Source organism: Formicincola oecophyllae (genome assembly GCF_006542395.2).
GTDB classification, from domain to species: Bacteria; Pseudomonadota; Alphaproteobacteria; order Acetobacterales; family Acetobacteraceae; genus Formicincola; species Formicincola oecophyllae.
This window is the reverse complement of sequence record NZ_CP038231.1, coordinates 617834-640933: the sequence shown is the minus strand read 5'-3', so window position 1 is coordinate 640933 and position 23100 is coordinate 617834. Positions and strand designations below refer to the sequence as shown.

Sequence of the window (23100 nt, the reverse complement as noted above, 5' to 3'; positions counted from 1 at the left end):
GGGCAGGCCATGAAGCCGCCTTGATGCTGCCCTAGACAGCAATCAAGACATGGCCAGCCTGGGGCGCGCCCTGGTTGGCAACCACCACAGGCCTTCAACGCAGGCAAGGGAAAGCAGTCATGGATCAGTTCATCATCCAAGGTGGCTCTGTACTGGATGGCACCATCCGCATCAGCGGCGCCAAGAATTCCGGCCTCAAGCTCATGGTGGCTGGGCTGCTGGGTAAAGGCCCGCTGGAACTTTCCAATGTGCCAGAGATCGCTGACATCAAAACCATGGCAGAGCTTCTGCGCCACTTGGGCATGAACGTAGTGGAGGACGCGCCGGGCCAGCTGGCCATCTCAGGCACGCCCAGCTCCGTGGACGCTCCTTATGACATTGTGCGCAAAATGCGTGCCTCTATCCTGGTTTTGGGGCCGCTTTTGGCCCGCATGGGCAAGGCGCGCGTTTCACTGCCTGGCGGCTGCGCCATTGGCACGCGCCCTGTGGACCTGCACCTGAAGGGGTTTGAGGCCATGGGGGCCACCATCACGCTTGATGGCGGCTACATCCAGGCGGAGGCCCCCAAGGGTGGTTTGAAAGGGGCCGTCATCAACCTGCCCTTCGCCAGCGTAGGTGCTACCGAAAACCTCGTGATGGCCGCGACCCTGGCCCAAGGCACCACCAAGATCGTCAACGCTGCCCGCGAGCCAGAGATCATTGACCTCTGCAATTGCCTCAATGCTATGGGGGCCAAGGTTTCAGGTGGTGGCACAGGGACTATCACGGTTGAAGGGGTCAAGGCCCTTCATGGGGCCCGCTACGCTGTGATGGCCGACCGCATTGAATGCGGCACTTACGCCTGCGCGGCTGCCATCACAGGTGGTGATGTTTTCCTGGAAAAAGGCCAGGCAGCTGACATGGGGGCCGTTATTGACGCTTTGCGCGCAACGGGGGCGCGCGTAGATGTGGAGGAAAACGGCTTCCGTGTGCGCGGTCCGGCAGCAGGGCGCCTGCAGGGCACAGACCTGATGACAGAACCTTACCCTGGTTTCCCCACAGACATGCAGGCCCAGTTCATGGCCATGCTTGCTGTGGCTGAGGGGGCCTCCATGATGACAGAGACCATTTTCGAGAACCGCTTCATGCATGTGCCTGAACTCAACCGCATGGGCGCCAACATCAATGTCCAGGGCCGCTCAGCCATCATCAGGGGGGTGCCGAAGCTTTCAGGGGCCAGCGTCATGGCAACGGATCTGCGGGCCTCGTTCTCCCTCATCTTAGCTGGGTTGGTGGCGGAAGGTGAAACCATCCTGAGCCGCGTCTACCATCTTGACCGTGGTTACGAAGGGGTGGAGCGCAAACTGGCAGGCGCTGGCGCGGCCATCAAGCGGACCAAGGGCCACGGCTGACGGCCCCCTGGCAACAGGGATGGTGTGGCTGAGGAAAGGCCATTGTGGGCACTTTTAGTCACCCAACCCTCCGCCACCGCTATAGCTTGGGGGCGCTAGGCTTGCTTGCCCCCATGCGATTGCAGCGCCCAGGAAAAGGAATGCGCCCCCCAGCAGAAGGGGGCTTGAAGGCTGGTCAAGTTTGAGAATTACGCCACCCAACATGCCCCCTCCCATGATGGAGAATTGAATCAACGCCACCATGAGGGCCCCACCCGTCTCAGCGTCATCAAGTGCAGAACGCGCCAACCAGCCAGACCAGCAAACCGGCATGGCAGCGTTGAAGGCCCCCCAAGCACAAAGCAGCACCAGAACCGCTGGCACGGCTTGGCCCCAGAAAGCCAGTGCCATGGTCAGCATGGCAAGCCCTCCTGGCACCAGCCACAACAGCCCTTGCAGATGGCGTGCCCCCCAACGCCCCGCCAGGCTTGTGCCCACAAAGGCAGCACAGCCCAACGCCAGGAAAGCCAGTGACAAACCTTGCCCAGTCAAATGGGTGACGTTTTCCAGAAAGGGCCTGAAATAGGTGAAGGCACAGAAAGCACCTGTGAAATCCACCATGAGCGCTAGCAATCCCACCATAAAGCCAGGCTTCGCCAGCAACGCGCGCAAACTGTCCCAGCCTGGTTTGGCTTGGGGGGTTAAAGGTGGCAACGCCTTGGCCTGCCACAAAAGGGCATAGGCTGCCAAAGGTACCAAGGCCCAGAACACGCTGCGCCAGCCCAGCTTCATGCCCAGCCAGTTCCCCACCGCTGGCGCTAACGCCACGGCAACGGCATTGCCCATGTACAAGGTGGCCAAGGCGGCCGGGACTTGTGGTGGTGCTGCCAAGCGTATCACCACAGATGTCGACAAAGCCCAAAAGCCACCAATCACCATCCCCAGCAAAGCACGTGAAACCATCAGCATGGCGAAATGGTCAGCCATGGCCATCAACGCCAATGAAAGCGTCAAGCATAAGGTCAAGCCCAGAAGCATGGTGCGCCTGTCCAGGCGCGGCAAAACCATGGTGAGCGTCAGACTGGCGACAACGGCAAAAAGCCCTGAAATGGAGATGGCCTGCCCCACCATGGCATCTGTAGCGTGAAGGGAATGCGCCAAAGGTGTCAGCAAGCTGGCTGGCATGAATTCAGCCGTAATCAGCAGAAAAACGCAAAACGCCAAAGCCCTGATCGCCGAGGGCTTGTGCAGGGTGGTGGGTGTGGTTTGGGTCATGCCCAAGTGAGTAGCGAACAGTTCACCCAAAGCACCAGGACAGGCGCCCTCATGAGGTTTGTGAGCGCTTTTCATTAATGGCGCCCAGGGCATTTGGCACCTTGGCGTTTTGTGTTTTCCAAGCCTTTATAGGCTAGGGGCGCTGCCAGCGTTCCTATAGGTTCCCCCGTGCCAAAAATTGGTGTGAAGCCCCATGCGTGATGATTATCCCCTGCCCCTGGAAAGCCTGAGCGTGTTTCACGCTGTTGTGAAAGCAGGCGGGTTTGCAGGGGCGGCACGCCAGCTGGGCATCAGCCCATCCGCTGTCAGCCACCGCATGCGTAAGCTGGAACAACGCCTTGGGATGCGTTTGCTGAACCGTTCCACACGCAGTGTACGCCCCACTGCTGTGGGGGAAGGTTTGTGGGAAGCCCTTCAAACGGGTTTCCAGCACATTGAAGGCGCTTTGGCAGAGGCCCATGCGCTGCAGGAGCGAGTGGCAGGGACAGTGCGCCTCAACGTGGCGCCAGACGTGGCGCAGTTCTTGCTTTGGCCGCGGTTGCAACCCCTGTTGGCGCAGCATGAGGGGCTGATTGTGGAATTTGTGGCCAGTTCAGCCTTTGACGACATCGTAGCACAAAATTGCGATGCCGGTGTGCGCTTGGGGGAAGCTTTGGGGCCAGACATGGTGGCGGTGGCCATCAGTGGCCCCCAACGTATGCTACCTGTTGCCAGCCCTGCATGGGTAGCGCGCCATGGCTGCCCTCAAACCCCTGCCGCTCTGCACCCCCATCATTGCTTGGGGCAGCGTTTTAACAGCGGCCAGCTTTACGCATGGGAGTTTGAGCGCGCAGGCAAGCTGTTCCGGCTGCTGCCAGATGGCCCCGTGAAAGCCAATGACGCCTCCCTGTTGGTGCAGGCAGCTTTAGCGGGCGCTGGGGTGGCTTTTGTTTTTGAAGGCTTAGCACAGCCCTGGCTGCGCTCAGGCAAGTTGGTTGCTTTGCTGGAGGAATGGTGCGCGCCTTTTGAAGGGTTTTATCTTTGGTACCCCAGCAGGCGCCATCACAGGGCCGCTTTCAAGGCTGTTCTGGCGGCGTTGCGCGTCATGGCTTGAAGGGCGCGCCCCGTTCAAAACAGGCCAGTTCAAATAGGAATGTGATTTGAAATCCTTTGCTTGACTCACTGTTCAGCTGGAATTAACGTGAGCTTAATACAAGACCATTTTAGTTCTGTTTTGGAGGCACATCATGGCTACAGTTGGTTACGCCACCGTCAACCCCTACACGGGTGAGACCCTCAAAACCTTCCGCGATGCCAGCGGGCACGATGTTCAGGATATGCTGGCCGCTGGCCACCAGGCCTGGCTTGGCTGGCGCACCACCCCTGTGGAACAGCGTGCCGCCCTCATGGGGCGTGTGGCCCAGGTGCTGCGTGCCAACGCTGAGCGCTACGCAGCGCTTATCACGCTTGAAATGGGCAAGCTGATTGGGGAGGCTAAAGCGGAAATTGCTCTTTCAGCCGACATTTTCGATTACTACGCCCAGAACACTGCCAAGCTTCTGGCGCCAGAGCCACTGCCCACTAAGGACGCCAGCACAGGCAAGGCTGAACTGCACTTTGAGCCTCTGGGCATTGTGTTTGCTGTGGAACCTTGGAACTTCCCCTTCTACCAGGTGGCGCGCGTTGTGGCGCCGCAGCTGGCCGCTGGCAATGGTGTTCTCCTCAAACATGCCCAATATGTGCCCCAGTGCGCTGAGGCCTGGGTGGGTATCATGAAGGAAGCAGGCGTGCCTGACGCCTTGTTCCAGAACATTTTCCTGCGCCGCCACCATGTGGAGGAAGTCATTCACGACAGCCGGATTTGTGGCGTTGCCCTGACAGGGGGCGAGCGTGCCGGCGCCGCCATTGGCGCCATGGCCGGGGCCGCTTTGAAAAAATGCACCATGGAGCTTGGCGGTTCAGACCCCTTCATCGTGCTGGATGACGCTGATGTGGAGAAAGCAGCCCAATGGGCCGCTTACGGCCGTCACTGGAATGCTGGCCAGGTGTGTGTTTCCGCTAAGCGCATGATCGTGGTGGAAAGCGTTTATGACCGCTTCCTGGAGCTGTACAAGCAGAATGTCAGCAAGTTCGTGGCTGGCGACCCCATGAACCCGGCCACCACCCTGGCCCCTATGGTGAGCCAACGCGCTGCCGACCATCTGAAAGATCAGGTGGACGAGGCCAAGCTCCATGGCGCCAAGGTGGAATCACTGGGCGTGAATGTGCCTGAGAAGGGTGCCTTTTTCGCGCCTCTCCTCATGACGGGGCTTGAGGACAATGAGGTTCGCCATTGGGAGTTCTTCGGTCCGGTGACGCAGCTTTTCAAAGCCAAGGATGAAGCTGACGCCGTCCGCATCGCCAATGATTCCCCTTATGGTCTTGGGGGGTGCGTGTTCACCCAGGACGTGCAGCGTGGGCGCGCTGTGGCGGCCCAGGTGGCCACGGGCATGATGTTCATCAACCACCCCACCATGGTGCGGGCTGACCTGCCCTTTGGCGGCATCAAGAACTCTGGTTTTGGGCGTGAGCTCATCGGGTTGGGTTTAAAGGAGTTCGTCAACCACAAGCTGGTGGACGTGGTCGACATCAACGCGCCTTTCTGAGTTGAAGCGCTTTTCAGCGCAAGCCGCGCGCTTCCTGGTTTGTTGAGGGACGAACCATGAGAAAGCCCACCTAGGGTGAACCCCAGGTGGGCTTTTCTTGTTAGGCCTGGGGCCCCATGAAGGTTTCAAGCTTCCTTGATGGCTGCCATCAGGGCTGGAACGCTTTTCATGACGGTGAACAGTTTGGCTGTATCGTCAGCGAAGCCTTGTTCTGTCATGGCCTTGAAAGCGCTGAGGAGAGGGGTGGCCCAGCCTGCCGTGTCCAACAGCCAGATGGGTTTGGCGCATTGGTGCAGCTGCCGGTTGACGAGGACCTCAGCAAATTCGTCAAGTGTGCCCATGCCGCCTGGCAAAACAACATAAGCGTCAGGCAGGGTGAAAAGCTCCGCTTTGCGGCTTGGCATGTCCTCAGTCACCGTTAGGTCAGTTACGTCCTCATGCATGCCTTCAGTATGGGTGAGGAATTCTGGGATAACGCCTTTGACGTGGCCGCCCCCCTCCAGGACAGCGCTGGCCACAACGCCCATCAGACCCATTTTCCCGCCACCATAGATCAAGGTCAGGCCAGCTTGCCCCAGCGCTGTGCCAAGCTCTTGGGCGGCTTCGGCATAGGCTGGGTTGTTGCCCCGGCGCGAACCGCAGAAAACGGCGATGCTTTTGATATCCATGGGTTGTTCTCCTCTCATGGCCCTCCAGCCAGGGCAATGGCTGGTCAGACCCAAAATAACGAAAGCTGGCCCCTTGCGGGAAGCCAGCTTTGATGAAGGGTTTGCAGCGCCAGGGCCCCAGGGGCTAGACGCCGCCAACCAGCTTTAGATGACGGGGGCGCTTTCTTTGCCTGAAAGTTTCAGGAACACCTTCATCAGCACAATGCCTAGGAAGCAGATGAACGCGCCAAGGGCGAAGAGGCAGATCCAACCCAGTTCCTGGTTGCCCAGGAGACGGCCGAAAATGTCTTTGACGGAACCCAGGCTTGGTCCTGTGACGAAAATGGTGGCGTCTGTGAAGATGGAATAGGCAGCCAGCAGAATGCCGCTGTACTCAGGACCTGCGGTTTTCACAGCCATGGTGCCCAGTGATGGGAACAGCAGGGAGAAGCCAGCGCCCATCAAGGCGGCACCCAGGATGACCACGTAAGGCGCACCAGCGATGCCGTGAAGGTTCATGTAAGCGGAAACCAGGAAGGTCAAGGCCGCCAGCCCTTCCGTCAACAAGGAGAGCACAGCCACAGGCATCCCGCCGCGGCGATCGATCTCGTCAGACCAGATCATTCGCACAGCGATGAAGATGATGGCGAACGCTCCCATGCTCCAGCCATAGACGGAAGACCATTTGTTGGAATCCAGGTAAGGCGCCAGGAAGCCAATGATGGTGCCGAAACCCACTGAACCAGCCGCCAGACCTGTGCCGAAGGGGAAGACCTTGCGCAGCGCCTTGAAGAAGGACATGGGCGCGCCTTTGCGTGGCAAGGGCGGAATGGCCTTGTAGACAGGGATAGGAAGGATGAGAGCGGTAAGCCCACCCACAGCCAGAAGGGTGGAAAGCACGCCAACCGGGCACAGCCCAACCATGCCGTGGCCAAGGGCCATGTTGGCCAGCGCCTTGCCCAGCATGGCGCCTAGCGTCATGCCGCCGTAGGAGGTGACGCCGTTCCAGGAAATGGCCACGGAAGTGTGCTTGGGCCCAACGCGGCGCATGTTCCAAGTGGTGACGGAAGTAGCGGTCCAGCTTTCGGCCCAACCGATGAACAAGCGTGAGAGCCACGCGACACCCAGCGCGATTTGGCACCAGAAACCATGGGTGTGGTGGCCGTCAGGGGCGATGCCAAACAGCACGTGCTCGCGCGTGGTGGGGTCGATCACGCCATGGAACTGTGCGATGAGGGCCGCCAGGATCATGAGCAACCCTGCGATGGTGCAAGCGAACATGCCCCATTTCAGAATGGGCTTGGGGCCGTGTTTATCAACAAGCTGACCCGCCACAAGGCGGGTGCTGAGCGTGCCAAGGTACTGCAGCGTGATGGTGGTACCTACCATGGCCGTGTCATAGCCCAGCGTTTCCCCCACGAAGAGGGCGCCGATGACAGCGTTTGGCAGGCCGATCACGAAATAGACCAGCAGGTTGAACATCACGACCGGCAACACCGTCCTGGTCGGTGAGACTGGTTTGGTTTCTTCTGACACGTCCGTCCCCATTTAGTTTATGAAAAAAGTGGGCAAGCAAGTGGCCGCGCCTTAACGTGTCGTGGCGCGACAGTCGGTAAGCTGGGCGCCACAATAAGCCAGCGCCCCCCAGACGTCACGGGGGGAGGGGGTGCCAGGCGTGCAAGTGGCGTTATGGCTGCCATGCAAATGTGAGCTTTCTGCCATGTTCACACCCTTTTGGACTACGGCTCAGGCAGAGCGCAGCCAGATTGCTTTCAGGGCTGGTTACTGGAAAAATGCTGGGGATTGGCCCGCAACCCCTCACATCAGGCCACAGGCTGCGACATAGGCCCTGAGCAAAGGCTACAAGGACCACCATCTAAGGCAGGGGAACCATCATGACTGCGGAAAAAGGGCCGGCCACCAACGCTGAGGCTCCCTCTGACGCGCCCTCCAGCATGGCGCGTGAAGAAAACATCCAACGTCTGGATGCTATTAGGGACGCTGCGACCTGGGCTGCCACCTCAGCACCTGATGCCCTGGGTGCTGCACCGGACCCAGCAGACATCCTCCGTGACTTGGATGAGGCAGGCGCTCCCCTAGGCCCAGAGGAGGGCAGCCGTCCCTGGCCTGTGTGGTTCCCGCTGCTGTTGGGCACGCTAACGGCAGTCGGCCCCATTTCCACGGATATTTATCTGCCTGCCTTGCCAGAAATGGAAAGTGAGCTTGGTGCGGCTGCAGGCAGCGGCAGCTTGACCATGACGGCCTGGGTGGTGGGCATTGCGGCAGGTCAGTTAGTCGCGGGACCTCTTGCAGATCGCTTCGGGCGCCGGCTGCCGCTTGTGCTGGGCACGTTGGGCTATGCCGGGGCCTCCGCTGGGTGTGCGCTAGCCACCTCCATGCCGCTGTTGTGTAGTTGGCGCGCTGTGGCAGCCCTCATGGCGGCGGCCTCCCTGGTGGTGCCCAACGCTGTTGTGCGCGACATGTCATCAGGCAACGCAGCTGCACGTTTCATGTCGCGTTTGGTGATGGTGCAGGGGGTGGTGCCCATATTGGCTCCAGCCCTAGGTGGACTTGCCCTCAACTGGGTGAGCTGGCGCAGCATTTTCTGGGCCATGGCCGCCTATGGCGTTGTGGGCGCTTTGCTTGTGCTGGCATTCTTGCCAGAAACCTTAGCGCCAGAGAGCCGCGCGCAGAACGCTTTGCAAGAAGGTGGATTGCTGCGCCGCTACAGCGCCATTCTGCGGGATCCGACATTTCGTTGGGACGGCCTTGTGTGGATGATTGAAGGCTGGGTGACCTTTGCCTACCTCACCACGGCCCCATCCTTGTTCGAACGTGTGTTTCACCTCTCCCCCTTTGCTTATGGCAGCATGTTCGGTCTGTATGCCTGCTGCATCATTGGCAATTCCCAGCTTAACGGCTGGTTGGTGGGAAAGGTTGAAAGCCCGGTTCTGCTCAAATGGTCGCTCAGGGCCAGTTTACTGGGGGCGCTTGTTCTGCTGGGTGTGGCTGTGGCCTCCTGGTTGGATGCTGGGCCTAGTGGGCAGCTCAAGGGTTACTGGCTGTGGCCCCTCATTGTGGCGCTTCTGCTGACCATGATGCCCATGGGAGGCGTCATGCCCAATGCAGCAGCGGGGGCCTTGGGGGGGCAGGGCAAGCGCGCTGGGACGGCTTCGGCTTTGGCGGGCACAGGGCAGTATGTGATGGGCATGGTGGCCAGCGCCCTGTGCGCCCTCATGCCCATTGGCACGGCGCTGCCCATGGCGGCGCTGCTTTTGGCGCCCATGGTGGCCATGACGGTTTGCGCGGCCTGCAGTCCGCGCAGACGCGCAGCTTGAGGCGAGGCCTGGGGCTCATCCTGCTGGCAGGGTTTGCGGCCAGCCCAGCCAACGGCTAGGGATGGTGTGAGCAAACCAGGAGCACCCATGTTCAATCCTCCAGCCCCCATTGACCTTAAGCGCTACATTCGTGAAGTGCCGGATTTCCCCAAACCCGGCATTCTTTTCTATGACATCTCCTCGCTTTTGGGGGATGCCGATGGCTGGGCTGTGGCGCTGGAGCGCCTTTCCCGCGCGACCATGGCCTGCGCGCCAGAGCTGTTGGCAGGGGTGGAAAGCCGTGGATTCCTGCTTTCGGCGCCTTTGGCAGGGCGCTTGGGACTAGGGTTCACCATGTTGCGCAAACCAGGCAAGCTGCCGGGGGAGACCATTTCCCTCAGCTATGGCTTGGAATACGGCACAGATGCCCTCCACTTGCAAAAAGGCGCTGTCAAGCCTGGCCAACGCGTGGTGGTGCTCGATGACCTCTTGGCCACGGGCGGCACGCTTGAGGCCTCCATCAAGCTTCTGGGCCAAGCAGGGGCGAAGGTGGTGGGCGCTGTTGTGATGATAGAGCTTGAAGGCTTGGGTGGACGCGCCAGGATCGAGGGACTGGGCATCCCCCTCACCAGCCTCGTCACCTACCAGGAAGCCTGACCTGACTGCCGTCATGTCATCGCCCAAACGCCCTTCAGTACCTGTTGAGGATGTACTTCCCCCCCTGTTGAAGGCGCTTGAAGCGGGGCCATCAGCGGTTTTGGCAGCCCCACCTGGCGCAGGAAAAACCACACGCGTGCCCCTTGCCCTGCTTGAGGCAGCGCCAGCGTGGTTGGGCCGGGGGAAAATCATCCTGGTGGAACCGCGCCGCGTGGCCGTGCGTGGCGCGGCAGCCCATATGGCGCACTTGTTAGGCCAGCCTGTGGGGCAGCTGGTGGGTTACGCCACGCGCACCGACCGCAAGCTTTCAGCCGCCACCCGCATTGAAGTCCTAACGGATGGGCTGTTCCTGCGCCGCCTGCTAGCAGACCCTTTCCTGCCAGGGGTGGGATGCGTCCTGTTTGATGAGGTGCACGAGCGTGGCACAGATGCTGACAGCGCTCTTGCTTTCTGTTTGGAGGCCCGCAGCCTTCTGCGGCCGGAACTGCGCCTTGTCGCCATGTCCGCCACGCTGGACGCCAAGGCTTTCTGCCAGGCCCTCTCAACGCCGCAACAGTCTGCCCCTTTGATTGAGAGTGCTGGGCGCAGCCATCCCGTCACGGTTCAGCACGGTCCTGAAATGGCCCTTGTGGCAGGTGCACCCCCTTTGGGACGTGGCGCGCGCAGCCGTGCCAACGCCCCTGGGGCTGGGGGCCGCATGGAGGACGCCGCCGCTAGCGCTGTCAAAAGGCTGTGGGACAAGGTGGAAGGTTCCATCCTGGTGTTCCTGCCAGGCGTAGGCGAAATCAGGCGCACCATGGCTTTATTGCCCAACATGCCTGTTTACCCGCTTTACGGTGAACAGCGCCCAGAAGACCAGGCCCTTGCTTTGTTGGGGCCTGAAGGCAAAGCTGGCAAACGCGTTGTGCTGGCCACCACCATTGCGGAAAGTTCCGTGACGGTGGACGGCGTTGAGGCTGTGGTGGATTGCGGCTTCCGCCGCACCCCTGAGCGCGACCAGGCATCAGGGCTGCCTGTGTTGAAAACGCGCCGCATATCACGCGCCAGTGCCCAGCAGCGTGCAGGCCGCGCTGGGCGCCAACGCCCTGGCCTGGCTGTGCGCCTGTGGCCGGAAGCCCAGCAGCGCGCTCTTGTGCCTGACACCCCCCCTGACATCTTGGAAGCCGACCTGACGGCCCTCGCCCTCATGATGGCCTCTTGGGAGGAAACAATGGGCACGGCCAGCAGTGCATTGCCTTTCATCACCCCCCCACCAGAAGGGGCGCTTGCGGCTGCACGCAGCCTTTTGGTCCAGATTGGCGCGCTGGAGCTGGCTTCAGCACCTTTGGGTGATGGGGCGGACCCTGATGAAGGCGCGCCAACCCACCGCATTACGGCGCTGGGCAAGCGCATGGCGGATCTTGGCACCCATCCGCGTCTGGCCGCCATGATGTTGGCCGCTGATGATGAGGCGGGCCGTGTGTTGGCGTGCGCCTTAGCTGCCGTGATTGAGGAAGGCGACCCCCTGCGCCGCCGCCAGCGTGAGCGCACCCCCAATCCAGGCGCCTCATTGCTGGAACGCCTGGCGTTGCTGGGGCCAGCAGGGGGGGCTGTGGCAGCGCGCTACATGTTGCCGCGCCATGTGGTGCCGTTGCTGGAGAAGGCCTGGCTGCGCTTGCTGGGCCGTTTAGGGTTAGAGGGCGCCCCCAATGCCCGCGCCAAGCTTGCTCAAGCCATGAAGCGCCCAGGCTTGGCAGGTCAGTTGGTGGCGGCTGGTTTTCCAGAACGGCTGGCGCAGCGCACAGGTGGTGGGCAGGAGGGCCGCTACCGCTTGGCAGGTGGCGGGGCAGCCCATCTGGAAGGGCGCGATGGGCTAGCGCGCGATAACTTCCTAGCCGTGGCCACACTTCACGCTGGGCGCAGCGTCACCATCACCATGGCAGCGCCTTTGGCGCGTGCGGAGGGGCAGCCAAAGCCGGCAAAGCCCCCTTTCGGCCCCACGGTGCAAAACCTGGAAGATCTGGCCCAGCCAAAGCGCCTCCCCGCAAGCCTTACCAAAAACCCAGCCGACAAAACCGCTGGGGACGCCGCCCTGATCCTGCCTGAAAACCTGCGCCCTCATGTATTGACTGAACGCCAGCGCAGTTTCGATGGCGTCTCTGGCCGTGTGGTGGTGCGCGTGAAACAGCGCTTTGGCTCCCTTGTTCTGCATGAGGGGCTGGCTGACTGCACGGCAGAGGACACCATGGCAGCTTTGCTGGAAATGGTGGCCAAAGACCTGGGGCGTCTGGGCTGGAATGAGGCTGCACGGGCTTTTCAAGCCAGGATGGTTTACGCGGCTTCTCAGGAAGGGGGCACAAAGGGCACGCCTAAGCTAGATGCTACTTGGCCTGACGTCAGTGACGCAGCCTTGAAAAACCTTTTCGCCCTTGCTGCCAGCCATGTGACCCAGCCTGAAAACCTCCAGCCAGGCAGCCCTGCCCAGGCCGTGTTGATTTGGGTTGGGGGTGCCACCAGCCTGGCTGCGCTGGCGGAACGGGACGTGACTACCCTTCTGGCAGCTTTACTTGGGCGGGAAGGGAGGCAGATGCTGGACAAACACTATCCAGCGCGTCTGCCCCTCAACGGGCGCAGCGTGGCTGTAGATTACGCCGCCGTTCACCATGCTGGGCGCGTGCGGATTTCAGCGCGTGCCCAGGATTTCTATGGTGTGACCTCTTTGCCACGTATTGGTGGCCAAAATGTGCAGGCTGAACTGCTCTCCCCAGCGGGCCGTCCCATAGCACTAACAGATGATTTAGCCAGTTTCTGGCTGGCGGGATGGCATGATGCGCGCCGTGACATGCGCAGCCGTTACCCCAAGCACATGTGGCCTGAAAACCCTTCCAAATCCTTTTGAAGGGCGTTCCACCCCCCTGGTGGGGGCGTGCAGCGTTGGGGGCTGTGCTAAACTGCCTGCTTTGAATCAAGCGTTGCCAGTATTTTGCCGCAAAAATGCAGGCTGCTCGCAACCGCTAGGGACCGGGAGGGTATCAATGACTAACAACGTTGACAGAACCTTCCCAGGGGCTGCTGGGGAGGATAGGCCCCCTCAGCCAAAGCAACAGGCTGAAGGCCAAGGCCCGGTCCCTGGTGCCCCCCTGCCCCCCCACGCCATGCACGCAGGGCTAGAGGGGGTGTTCCGGGCTGGTGAACCATTGGGTGCCCAGCCAGCCTATGGCTTGGAGGAGGATGAGGACTACACGCCTACCTTCCTGGAGCAGCACAGTTTCATCGCCCATGGTGTGCTGCCCGCTTTCTGGGGGCTTGTGGGTGCTGGCCTCATCCTGGGGGCCTATTTGTGGTTGACACGCCCCATGATCGTGCCTGTGGGGCCTGATGGGCAGCCTGTGGCGGCAGCACATCACAGGCCACTTCTGGAACGCTTCAGGCGCCCCATCCCCGTTTCGCCAGCCCTGGTCCTGCCGCAGAATGCCCCAAGCTTGGCTGGGCGTTTGCTGGCTGCTGACGTCAAACATCCCATTCTGGTCGACCTCCCCTCATTTTCCCCCCTTGTCAGGTTGGTGATTCCGGCGGTGGTCAATATTTCAGTCGGTGATGGCGATGCTGTTACTGATGATGACGAGGCTGGTGATGAGAGCAATGACGATGATGCCAGCGCTGATGAGGAAGCTCCCCCCGCTCACACAGCCCCGCTGCGTAGCCACCACCGCGAAAAACACAAGCGTGCCACCCCCCCGCCCCCTCACCATGCGCGCAAGAGCACCAAGCCCCGCAGTGAAGCACATGCCAAGCCCAAGGCCCCCACCAAGCCTGCGCCCAAGGCAAACCACCCCCATGCCGCGCACCCCCATGAGCGTAGCCATGATCGCACCCCGCCAGCTAAGACCCCTGCCAAGAAAGTGGGCAAAAGGCCGACCCAACATGTGCCGCCCAAGGCCAAGCGGCGCGGTGCCCACGGCCTTCTGCAGCCAGCGGCCTTGGTGCCTGGGGAAAATGACGGCAGCAGCGCTGGGTCAGGCTTCATCATCGACCCGTCAGGCATTGTGGTGACCAATCTGCATGTGATTGGCCATTCACCCACTGTCACTGTGTCGTTGTCTGATGGGCGTATCCTCAAAGCGCATTCCATAGGGGATGACCCCATGACGGACATCGCCGTGCTGAAAGTGGACAGTTCAGAACCGCTGCCTTCCGTGCCATGGGGCGACAGCAACCATGTGGACATTGGTGATTGGATCCTGGTAGCCGGCAATCCTTTTGGCTTCGGCTCTTCAGTGACGGCGGGCATTATTTCTGCCATTGGGCGTGACCTGGGCATTGGCCCCTTGGACAACTTCATGCAGATTGATGCCCCCATCAACCCTGGCAATTCTGGTGGGCCGGCCTTCAACCTTCGTGGGGAAGTGGTGGCTATGAACGCCGCCATCGCTAGCCCTTCTGATGGTTCCGTGGGGATTGGTTTCGGCATCCCTTCAGCCATTGTGGCCGTGGTGGTGGATGAAATCGTCCGCACAGGCCATGTGCGCCATGGTTGGGCTGGCATCATCCTTGATGAGACCACAACGCCCATTTTGGTGGCGGATGTGGAGAAGAACGGCCCTGCCTGGAAAGCGGGCGTGCGGACCAACGACCGCCTATTGGCGGTTGGCGGGGTGAAGGTGACCAGTGCCCGGACTATTTTCCGCTCCATCGCCACTGCGCGTCCGGGCGACCGTATCACCTTCACCGTCAAGCGCGCTGATGGCACCCACACCTACCCAGTGGTGCTGGGGCCCCATCCCCCCATGCGCTACGGCATGGCTGACGGCGCCAATTAAGTTCCTTGTCGAGGTGGAGACAAAGGGACTGTTTTGGCCGCTTGGGGATATTAGGGTTATGAATTCATCATGACCGCCATAAAGTCTTCCTCCCATCAAGTGCCTTCCAAAGTTTTGAAAAACCGTTTCAAGGCGTATTGGCCTGAAATCACCCTGGTGCTTGTCACCATGATGTGGGGGGGCACCTATTCCATCATCCAGGCAGGCTTGGATGGTTTGCGCGGAACAATTGGCGGACCTTTATTCTTTGTGGGGGCGCGTTTCATCTTGGCGGCCCTGCTGACTTTGGCCCTATTCTGGAACAGGCTGCGCCGTCCAAACCGCCTGGAGCTTCTAGGGGGGGTGTTGGCTGGGTTGGCCGGCAGCCTGGGGCAGGATTTCCAGACTGTTGGCCTTGAGACTATCACGGCCAGTCAATCAGCTTTCTTGACAGCCCTTTATGTGCCCCTGGTGCCGGTGGTGGAATGGCTGTTGATGCGCAAGACGCCGCGTCCTGCTGTATGGGTAGGGCTGGGGCTGGCTTTTGCTGGGCTGGTCGTTTTGACAGGCCAGGGGGCAGCCTTGGTCGGTGGTGGCGCTGTCCACCTCAGCACGGGTGATGTCCTCACCCTGCTTTCAGCCGTGGCTGTGGCGTTTGAAATCGTCATTATCGGCATGGTGGCGGGGGGTGGTGTCAACACGTTCAATGTCACAGTGGTTCAGCTGTTCACCTGTGGGGTGGCAGCCTTGTGCGCCATGCCCCTTAATCATGAGCACTGGCCAGGGCTTTCCTATGAATGGCTGGCGCCAGCTATGGGGCTGGCCATAGCCAGCACCGCCATTCAGTTCGCCATGAACTGGGCGCAAAAATACGTGACCCCTTCCCGCGCGGCGGTGATTTACGCAGGTGAACCTGTGTGGGGTGGTGTGTTTGGACGTGTTTCTGGTGACCACACAGGTTGGCGCGCTGTGTGGGGCGCTCTGTTGATCGTGGCGGGGGTCATGGCCAGTGAATGGAATTTCAGTAGAACGCTTGAAAAAAGCTTGAACCTAAAAAACAAGCTGGTTCAACGTAAAAATCCCACTGCCAACAACATGGCGGATGGGGAGAAAAGTGTTTCTGACCAGGCCCCCTCCATTGCCCCGCACCGAGACGGGGCTGGCTCAGGCCCCTGAAGCTGTGCCTACAGCCCAGGGGCGCCTGGTTGATAGGTCAGTGCGCTGGGGCTGGCCCAGCTGTATCAGCACCAGGGTGCTCCATTGGTCCTGGCCCATGCGGACCATGGTGGTGTTCACCCATCAGGATGGCACGCACCCGCACCGTCACTTCAACCGTTTGCTCTGAAGGGCTGGTTTGGGGGGCAGGGGCTGCATTGGCGCGTGCGGCCATCATCATCATGGGGCGTGCGAAAACCGGTGGCATGGGGCCTGGACCAACACGTACGCTCTCCAGCTTGAACAGGTGCAGGCCAAGCATGCGCGCATCTGATTCAGCAGTGGGCCGCACTTTGGTCAGGGCCTGCTCACGCGCCTGGTCCTCAAGTTTCTCACGCGCGCTGTCTGTCAGTGACCAATTCATGTCGTCAATGCCCAACCCCTGCTTCTGCAGTTTTTCAGCCAGGCCCAGCAAAGCGTGTGAATCATTGCCGGTCAGGGACATGCTTTGGTTGGCCACCCAGCGGCTTGTCTGGGATTTGTCAGGGGTTTGGTCCGAAAGGGTGTAGTTTTCTGCCAGCGCTGTGATGCCCTTATGGCCGCCAGCAGTCTGCATGGCTGTTTCCATTTGCTTGTTCAGGGCTGTTTGGGCGTCAGCTGGTGTGGGGGCGCTTTGCTGCGCTGTGAGCCTGATGGTCAGGCGCGTTGGCATGGCCTTGGCGTGACCTGTGGTCGTGTAGCTCAGCGTAGTGCCGGGTGGCGGCATCATATGGTGCATCATCATGGGGCACGGCGGGGGGGATGGGGGCAAATGGTCAGCAGGTCCCCCTTCATGGGCGTGAGCGGTGGTGAAGCTGGCAGCCAGAACCATGCCAAGCCCCAGTGCGGTGCCAGCCCCCAGAACCTGACCAAGGAACCTGGAGGGTGACAGGGCGTTTTTGTGTGAAGAAGCCATGGGTTTTATTTTCCCGTGCGTGAATTTGTTCATGGTTCATGGATGCTGGCCTTTTGTGGCAAGACCATGATTATTTATGGCAACACCGTGATATTTTAAAATTGGTGATGATTTCCTTATGGGCCTGTCATCCCTCAATGATCCCCAGGTGCCTGCAAAGGCAGGACAAGGGTAGCGCGCAGTCCTGGCAGGGCAGGCAGCGTGGCTGGGCTAGGGTCAGTGCGGGTGTTCTCAAGGGGATGGTCCATGGTGCCATGCTGGCCACTGGCCAGCCTGATTTCACCATGGTGCAGCCCTGCAATGGCGTGCACCAGACTAAGCCCCAGGCCGGATCCAGGGGTGCTGCGCGCTGCTTCCGCCCTGAAAAAGCGCGCTGTGGCCCGTGCCATGTCTGCAGGAAGCATGCCTGGTCCAGCATCCGTCACGGTAATTTCAAGCGCTTGGCGCGGGCCATCAGCGCGCGCGTGAACCCCAGTTGGGCCAGGGGGCTGGCGCACCAGGCGTGCTGACAAGGTGATGGTGCCATGGGGGGGCGAAAATTTGATGGCATTATCGAGGAGGTTGGCCACAGCTTGGCTAACCATGTGTTGGTCGCACACGATGTCTGGTAGTTCAGGCACGTAAAGAAGCAATTTCAGGCCCGCATCCTCCGTGACGGCCTCATAAAGCTCTGCCAATGACCGCAGAAGCTGTGTGGGGTTGGCTGGCGCGAAAGCTTGGCGGCGCGCCCCAGCCTCAATTTGGGCAATGCGCAGCAGGGCATCGAAAATAGCTGTTATGTGGTCGCAGTCAGCCACAGCTTCCTCAATAGCGGCGTGCAATTCCTGCGTGGTTTTGGCATGAAGCGCCGCATCCTCCAAACGGGTGCGCGCCCTGGTAATGGGGGTGCGCAAATCATGGGCAATGGCGTTTGAGACTTGCCGCACGCCCCTCATCAGCTTGTCGATGCGCGTCAGCATCCGGTTGACGGTCACAGCCACCAAGTCCGTTTCACTGCCGTTCAGGGGGATGCGGCGTGACAAGTCCCCTTCAGCGATGGCAGCAGTGGTGCGCGCCACAGCAGTGACCATGTGCCGGAACAAAGTCTGCACGATCAGTGCCCCGCCCAGCGCCAGAAGAACGACCATGAGCAAGCACCATAGGAAGGCCTGCGTCATGACTTTGCGCATCATGGGCAGCGCTTTGACGTCACGCCCCACCAAAAGCCGCTGCCCGTCTGGCAAAGCCCATGAATGCACCATCACAGGCATTTCCCCGCCGCCATGGCGTAGGCTCAATTGATAGAAACGCTTGGTCCCTGCCACCTGCACAGGCCAGCGGTCTATGTTGCCACCTTCAGCCTGCCCTTGGGGTGAGATGAGCAGGTAAATGGCATCGCCGCCGATGTCCTGCTCGATGCGCAGGCGCAAGGCATGGCTTAACCCACCACTGCCAGCTGTGGCCCAGCGTGCCAGCAGGTCTGAGGCATCGTGGGTGATGGCATGTTCAATATGGTCGTTGAGGAGCCGTGCCGTGTTCCACCATGTGAAAGACAGGAACATAATGGCCGAGACCACGAACACACCACCATAAACCATGGCGAAGGTCAGCCCCACAGATCGGACCGGCCAGTGTTGGTGCAGGTGCCGGCTGAGGCGCTGCATCACAGGGCGCAGGCGCCCCTTGCTGCGGTGGGGCGCTTTGCCTGCCTGTGCAGGGGGCATGGGCCTTTCCTGGCTCAGGACCCTTCGTCCAGGTCAGAGCGTAGAATGTAGCCAGCGTTGCGCACCGTGTGGATGAGGGGGCGTTCAAAAGGCTTGTCCACTTTTTGGCGCAGTCGGGAAACATGAACGTCAATCACATTGGTCTGTGGGTCGAAATGGTAGTCCCAGACTTTTTCAAGCAGCATGGTGCGGGTAACGACCTGCCCAGCATGACGGGCCAGGAATTCCAGCAAACGGAATTCACGGGGCTGCACAAGAATACGTTTGCCATCACGCCGCACCTCACGGGCCAGCAGGTCCAGTGAAAGGGTGCCAACTTCTATGTTGGTGCGGGGGGCGTTCTCAGGGCTGCTGCGCCGCCCCAGTGCCTCCACCCGCGCCAGCAACTCCGAAAAGGCGAAAGGCTTGGTTACATAATCGTCTGAACCCGCCTTGAGGCCTGCCACACGTTCATCCACGTCCGCTAAAGCGGAAAGGACCAGAACGGGCGTGTGGTTATCCTGGGCACGCAAGGTCTCAAGGATGTTCAGCCCATCAATGCCACCAGGCAACATACGGTCCAGGATGATAACGTCATAGGCTTCTGATACCGCCAGGAACAGGCCATCTTTGCCGTTGGCGGCCTCATCGGCAACGTGGCCTGATTCACGCAGACCCTTCAAGATGAAGTTACGGACGGTGGGGTCATCTTCAACAATGAGCAGTCGCATGGGGATTCCTGGGTTGCGGGGCACTGCACGGTGCAGGCGCACCTGTGGCGCGCATCTGGCAGCGCGCCAACCATCATCAGGGGCGGGGCGGGCTGCAGGGTTCGTTTAGGCCTGTTTAGCATGTTATGACAGGGAGGGCATGGGGTAATGGCACGTGGCTGCCTTACCTTCAGCGCCGCTAGCGCCATGCCATGCCAGCTTGCCTGCCGCCCATGTTTGTGCCTTTTGTGGAGAAGCGCCCATGCCCCAGAACGCCCCCACCCCCCTGGCCAATGACCTTACAAAGGGGGGAAGCCCCAACCATCAGCTGCCCCAGCTGTCCTCCTTGACATTGGGGACCATGACCTTTGGGGAGCAAACCTCCCCTGAAGACGCCTTCAACCAAATGGATGCGGCCCTCAAGCATGGTGTGACCATGTTTGACACGGCGGAGCTGTACGCTATCCCCCCCAGGGCTGAAACCTATGGCCTGAGCGAGAAGATCATCGGCCAATGGTTGAAGGAGCGTGGGCGCAACACTGGAGCTGGCCGGGAGGAAATCCTGATCGCCAGCAAAGTCGTGGGGCGCAGCACCAATGATTGGTACAGACCCGCCTCTTTCCACCGCGCCAGCGGCACGGCGCGCCTGGACAAGGCCAACATCACTTACGCGCTTGAAAACAGTCTCAAGCGGTTGGGCACGGATTACATCGACCTCTACCAACTGCATTGGCCTGACAGGGCCGTGCAGATGTTCGGCGCAGGTGGCACAACATTCCAACCTCCTGCGGCCCAGCCTGATGAGGTCCCCTTGGCTGAAACCATCGCCGCCTTAGAAGAACTGGTGCAGGCGGGCAAAATCAAGGCCTGGGGGCTCTCCAATGAAACCCCTTGGGGCGTGATGTCGGCCGTGCAGGTGGCCAAGCACCAAGGCGCGCTGGCGCCAGCCACCATTCAGAACGCTTACAGCCTTCTCAACCGCACTTATGAAATGGGCCTGGCGGAAATCACCATGCGTGAGGGGGTGGGGCTGTTAGCCTACTCACCTTTGGCGCAAGGGTATTTGACGGGCAAGTATCTTGATGGTGCCCGGCCAGAGGGGGCGCGCACCACCCGTTTCAACAGGGGCCAGCGTTATGAGAAGCCAGGTACGGATGAGGCCATCAAGGCTTACGTGACCTTGGCTAAGGAAGCTGGGCTGGATGTAGTTCAAATGGCGCTGGCTTTTGTCATGCGCCAACCATTTGTGCGCTCCACCATCTTGGGGGCGCGCAACCTGGCCCAGCTGGAGGTGGAGCTGGGCGCTTTAAACGTGACGTTGAAGCCTGATGTGGTGAAGGCCATCAACGCTATTCACCAGCGCCACCAAAACCCAGCACCCTGAAGCGTTGCCGGGACCTTACAGTTAGCCCTTCCACCCTGGCCGTCCTACCAAGGGGCGGTCTTACCAAGGATGACGTGATGAAACTGCCTGCCTTGTTCAAACGCACCAAAAAAGAGGCGCCCCCCACCAAACCTCAAGTCCAGCTGCAATGCCGCATTTCAAAAGAGAAAGGGCAGTTTTACATTGTGGCCGAACCAACTGGCCCCCAGGCAGCCCAGCTACGGGCGCAGCTCCTTCAGGAAGGTTTGCCTGCCGATTCATGGCGCCTTAAGCAAGGGCCGTACAAAACTGCGCGTGACGCTCAGTCTGAAGAGGCGCGTAAAGCTTTGTCCAAAGCTCTTGAGGATAAAAGGATGGCCATGATCAAAGCCATTTTTAAATCCCGTTACCAGGCGCGTAAAAAAAAGGTCATGGATAAGCTGTGCTTTTGGCGCCGCTGGACAAAAGGTCCCAAAAGTGAGGAAGGCCAACCCAAATGACCTTAGGTCATTAAAAGGGGTATTCAGGTCTTGGCAGGTGGCTTCCGCCTTGGTAGGCACGCCAGCATTCCCCCAATAAGCGCTGCCATGAGGGCACACCACCCCAACCCCCACCAGGCCACGACATGCGCGGTGGTGCGGTGGGGGTTGGCACTCCAGCGCAGGAACGCTGTTACATCAGCAGCTTTTTGGTTGGCTTCAGCAGGGGACAGCCCTGCAAAGGGCGCCTTCATGTGGAAATGGCGGTGGTGGGTCATGGCGATGGGATTGTAAAAATTGCCTGGCACCATGGAAACGCCCCGCGGCGCTGGGCGGTAATCCGTCAGCATGGCTTGGATGTAGTACCAGCCACCCTTGATGGTGGCTGCAATGTTGGAAAGGTCTGGGGGGGCATCGCCCCAGTTGGCGGCGCGCGCCGCAGCCCCATCAGGGTAAGGGGATGTAATGGAGCCATCCATGTTTTGGTGGCGTGCTTTGGCCATGGCTTCCACCTGGGGTGCTAGGCTGGGTGCCAAGCGCGCCAAGTCACTGTAATGCAGCGCCTCCATGCCGTGGCAGGCGCTGCAAGTCTGCACGAACACACCAGCGCCTTTCTGGGTGGCGCCCACAAGCTGTGGCGGGGCAGCCAAGGTTGCTGTTGGAAAGGTTGACGCCAGCATGGCGGCCAGAATGAGCAGCAAGGGCTTGGAAGGCTGAAATAGGGCAGGATGCATGGCTGTGGTCTCTTTCAGCATAGCTTGGGGGTCTGCTGCCCCGCGTCACAACGTTTGTCCAACCAAGCGCACAAAGGCACCACCAGGCAGGGAACGGCAAACCACACCACCAGCGCTACGCGTGAAAGCGCCAGCCCCAAGGCGCTGGGAACCTGTTCACCTGCTACAGCCAACACCAGGAAGGCTACTGCGAAGGCCCCCCAGCCCAGGCGGCGCACCAAGCGTGTTGGCGTGGTTGGGCAGCTGCCATCGAGGAATGGCAGTGCAAACAACACCAGGATAGAGCCGGCAGCCACAGTGAGGCCGCCTAATTCAGAAGGGATGGCGCGCAACATGGCAAACCAAGGTGCAAGGTACCATTCTGGTGCAATGTGTTCAGGCGTTTTCAGTGCATTGGCAGGCAACAGGTTTTCTGATTTGTAAACCAACATTGGCAGCAGGCAGGCCAGCACCACCCCGCACGCCACGGTGACTGTACAGGCCAGAAGGTCGCGCAGGGCATAGCGGGGCCAGAAAGGCTCTTTACGGAGGTCAGGGTGCCGCCCTTCAAGGGTAGGGTTGCTTGAACCCACGCCATGCAACGCCACGACATGCACCATGGTGAGGCCACACAGCACAAACCCCATGACAACGTGGAGAAGGTAGAAGCGGCGCAGCGCCACTGCACCCAGGCCATTGGGGGCATTGTCATGGCCAAGCAGCCAGCCAGCCAGCACCTGCCCCACGCCAGGCAGGGAACGCACAGCGCTGGTGATGACCTCCGCCCCCCAATAGGACATCTGCCCCCATGGCAGGACGTAGCCAGCAAAGGCTGTCAGCATGAAGGCCAGCATCATCACCAGCCCTGACCACCAGACAAGCTCGCGCGGGGCGCGGTAGCTGCCATAAAACAGGCCGCGCAGCATATGCAGGTAAAGCAGTGCGAACAACAGACTGGCCCCTGCGGCGTGGCTGTTGCGCACAAGCCACCCCCAGGGGACGTGACGGTTGACGTCCTGAACGCTGCTAAAAGCACCCACTAGGGCTGGATTGTAGTTGGCCGCCAGGAAAAGGCCACTGACCACCATCAGGCCAACCAGCATCATCAGGCAAGCACCCAATGTCCACCACCAGTTGACGGCAGGCATGGGGTAATCACGCATATGGCGCCATGCCGTCCCCAAAAAAGGTAGGCGCTGGTTCAGCCATTGGGTAAAGGCGTGGCCCACTTGCCGTCCCAGGCGCCTGCAGAAATCCTCCTCCCCCTTCAGCTCGGCCTGGGCACGTTCCCAAACATCCAGTTGCTTTGTCTGGTCAGGTGGGTTGGAAGGCATGGGCGGCTTTTCCGTCATGAGGGTAAGAATAAGAGGCAGGC

19 protein-coding genes are annotated in these 23100 nt (G+C 60.4%); 10 read left to right on the top strand and 9 right to left on the bottom strand.

What is annotated here, in order from left to right; all coding sequences use genetic code 11:
* Positions 1-119: 119 nt before the first annotated feature.
* On the top strand, positions 120-1391 hold the full coding sequence (murA, locus tag E3E12_RS02890) for a UDP-N-acetylglucosamine 1-carboxyvinyltransferase (protein WP_141442966.1): 1272 nt from the start codon (positions 120-122) through the stop codon (positions 1389-1391).
* Between the two features lie 54 nt (positions 1392-1445).
* On the opposite strand, the gene E3E12_RS02885 is transcribed toward murA, so the two are convergent.
* Positions 1446-2645, bottom strand: coding sequence for an MFS transporter (locus E3E12_RS02885; protein ID WP_206338659.1), 1200 nt, complete (start codon positions 2643-2645; stop codon positions 1446-1448).
* A gap of 193 nt (positions 2646-2838) precedes the next feature.
* Here E3E12_RS02885 and E3E12_RS02880 point away from each other — a divergent pair, with 193 nt between their 5' ends.
* Both E3E12_RS02880 and E3E12_RS02875 read left to right on the top strand, forming a co-directional pair.
* Complete coding sequence (locus E3E12_RS02880) at positions 2839-3738, top strand: LysR family transcriptional regulator (protein ID WP_141442965.1); 900 nt, start codon at positions 2839-2841, stop codon at positions 3736-3738.
* Between the two features lie 133 nt (positions 3739-3871).
* The gene (locus E3E12_RS02875) at positions 3872-5269 is read left to right on the top strand and encodes an NAD-dependent succinate-semialdehyde dehydrogenase (RefSeq protein ID WP_141442964.1); all 1398 of its coding nucleotides are present in this window, start codon (positions 3872-3874) and stop codon (positions 5267-5269) included.
* Between the two features lie 125 nt (positions 5270-5394).
* Here E3E12_RS02875 and E3E12_RS02870 read toward each other — a convergent pair whose 3' ends face one another.
* The 3 genes from E3E12_RS02870 to E3E12_RS09090 form a co-directional block, all read right to left on the bottom strand.
* A complete protein-coding gene (locus tag E3E12_RS02870) occupies positions 5395-5937 on the bottom strand; it encodes an LOG family protein (protein ID WP_141442963.1) in 543 nt (180 codons plus the stop codon).
* A 144-nt stretch (positions 5938-6081) separates the two neighbouring features.
* A complete protein-coding gene (locus E3E12_RS02865; RefSeq protein ID WP_168194363.1) occupies positions 6082-7452 on the bottom strand; it encodes an MFS transporter in 1371 nt (456 codons plus the stop codon).
* Between the two features lie 51 nt (positions 7453-7503).
* Positions 7504-7638, bottom strand: coding sequence for a hypothetical protein (locus E3E12_RS09090; RefSeq protein WP_286206908.1), 135 nt, complete (start codon positions 7636-7638; stop codon positions 7504-7506).
* Positions 7639-7811: 173 nt separating this feature from the next.
* Between E3E12_RS09090 and E3E12_RS02860 the strand changes: the two genes are divergently transcribed.
* From E3E12_RS02860 to E3E12_RS02840, 5 genes are all read left to right on the top strand, one after another.
* Entirely contained in the window at positions 7812-9254 is a 1443-nt protein-coding gene (locus E3E12_RS02860; RefSeq protein ID WP_240810549.1) for a multidrug effflux MFS transporter, read from the top strand.
* Between the two features lie 87 nt (positions 9255-9341).
* Positions 9342-9890, top strand: a complete 549-nt coding sequence (locus E3E12_RS02855) for an adenine phosphoribosyltransferase (protein WP_141442961.1) — start codon at positions 9342-9344, stop codon at positions 9888-9890.
* Between the two features lie 13 nt (positions 9891-9903).
* Entirely contained in the window at positions 9904-12768 is a 2865-nt protein-coding gene (locus E3E12_RS02850; protein WP_141442960.1) for an ATP-dependent RNA helicase, read from the top strand.
* A 136-nt stretch (positions 12769-12904) separates the two neighbouring features.
* Positions 12905-14689, top strand: coding sequence for a trypsin-like peptidase domain-containing protein (locus tag E3E12_RS02845; RefSeq protein ID WP_240810548.1), 1785 nt, complete (start codon positions 12905-12907; stop codon positions 14687-14689).
* 69 nt (positions 14690-14758) lie between these two features.
* Positions 14759-15844: a DMT family transporter gene (locus E3E12_RS02840; protein WP_141442959.1), complete on the top strand. Its 1086-nt coding sequence runs from the start codon at positions 14759-14761 to the stop codon at positions 15842-15844.
* A 37-nt stretch (positions 15845-15881) separates the two neighbouring features.
* Here E3E12_RS02840 and E3E12_RS02835 read toward each other — a convergent pair whose 3' ends face one another.
* The 3 genes from E3E12_RS02835 to E3E12_RS02825 form a co-directional block, all read right to left on the bottom strand.
* Positions 15882-16778: an SIMPL domain-containing protein gene (locus E3E12_RS02835; protein WP_168194362.1), complete on the bottom strand. Its 897-nt coding sequence runs from the start codon at positions 16776-16778 to the stop codon at positions 15882-15884.
* A gap of 134 nt (positions 16779-16912) precedes the next feature.
* Positions 16913-18481, bottom strand: coding sequence for a sensor histidine kinase (locus E3E12_RS02830; RefSeq protein ID WP_240810547.1), 1569 nt, complete (start codon positions 18479-18481; stop codon positions 16913-16915).
* Positions 18482-18495: 14 nt separating this feature from the next.
* Positions 18496-19191, bottom strand: a complete 696-nt coding sequence (locus E3E12_RS02825) for a response regulator transcription factor (RefSeq protein ID WP_141442957.1) — start codon at positions 19189-19191, stop codon at positions 18496-18498.
* A 241-nt stretch (positions 19192-19432) separates the two neighbouring features.
* Here E3E12_RS02825 and E3E12_RS02820 point away from each other — a divergent pair, with 241 nt between their 5' ends.
* Together E3E12_RS02820 and E3E12_RS02815 are read left to right on the top strand one after the other, a co-directional pair.
* The gene (locus E3E12_RS02820; RefSeq protein ID WP_141442956.1) at positions 19433-20554 is read left to right on the top strand and encodes an aldo/keto reductase; all 1122 of its coding nucleotides are present in this window, start codon (positions 19433-19435) and stop codon (positions 20552-20554) included.
* Between the two features lie 77 nt (positions 20555-20631).
* Complete coding sequence (locus E3E12_RS02815; protein WP_141442955.1) at positions 20632-21033, top strand: hypothetical protein; 402 nt, start codon at positions 20632-20634, stop codon at positions 21031-21033.
* Between the two features lie 23 nt (positions 21034-21056).
* Here the strand turns inward: E3E12_RS02815 and E3E12_RS02810 are convergent, their stop codons facing one another.
* On the bottom strand, positions 21057-21767 hold the full coding sequence (locus E3E12_RS02810) for a cytochrome c1 (RefSeq protein ID WP_141442954.1): 711 nt from the start codon (positions 21765-21767) through the stop codon (positions 21057-21059).
* The gene (locus E3E12_RS02805) at positions 21761-23059 is read right to left on the bottom strand and encodes a cytochrome b (RefSeq protein ID WP_141442953.1); all 1299 of its coding nucleotides are present in this window, start codon (positions 23057-23059) and stop codon (positions 21761-21763) included. The genes E3E12_RS02810 and E3E12_RS02805 overlap by 7 nt, the downstream gene beginning before the upstream one ends.
* Positions 23060-23100: the final 41 nt, after the last annotated feature.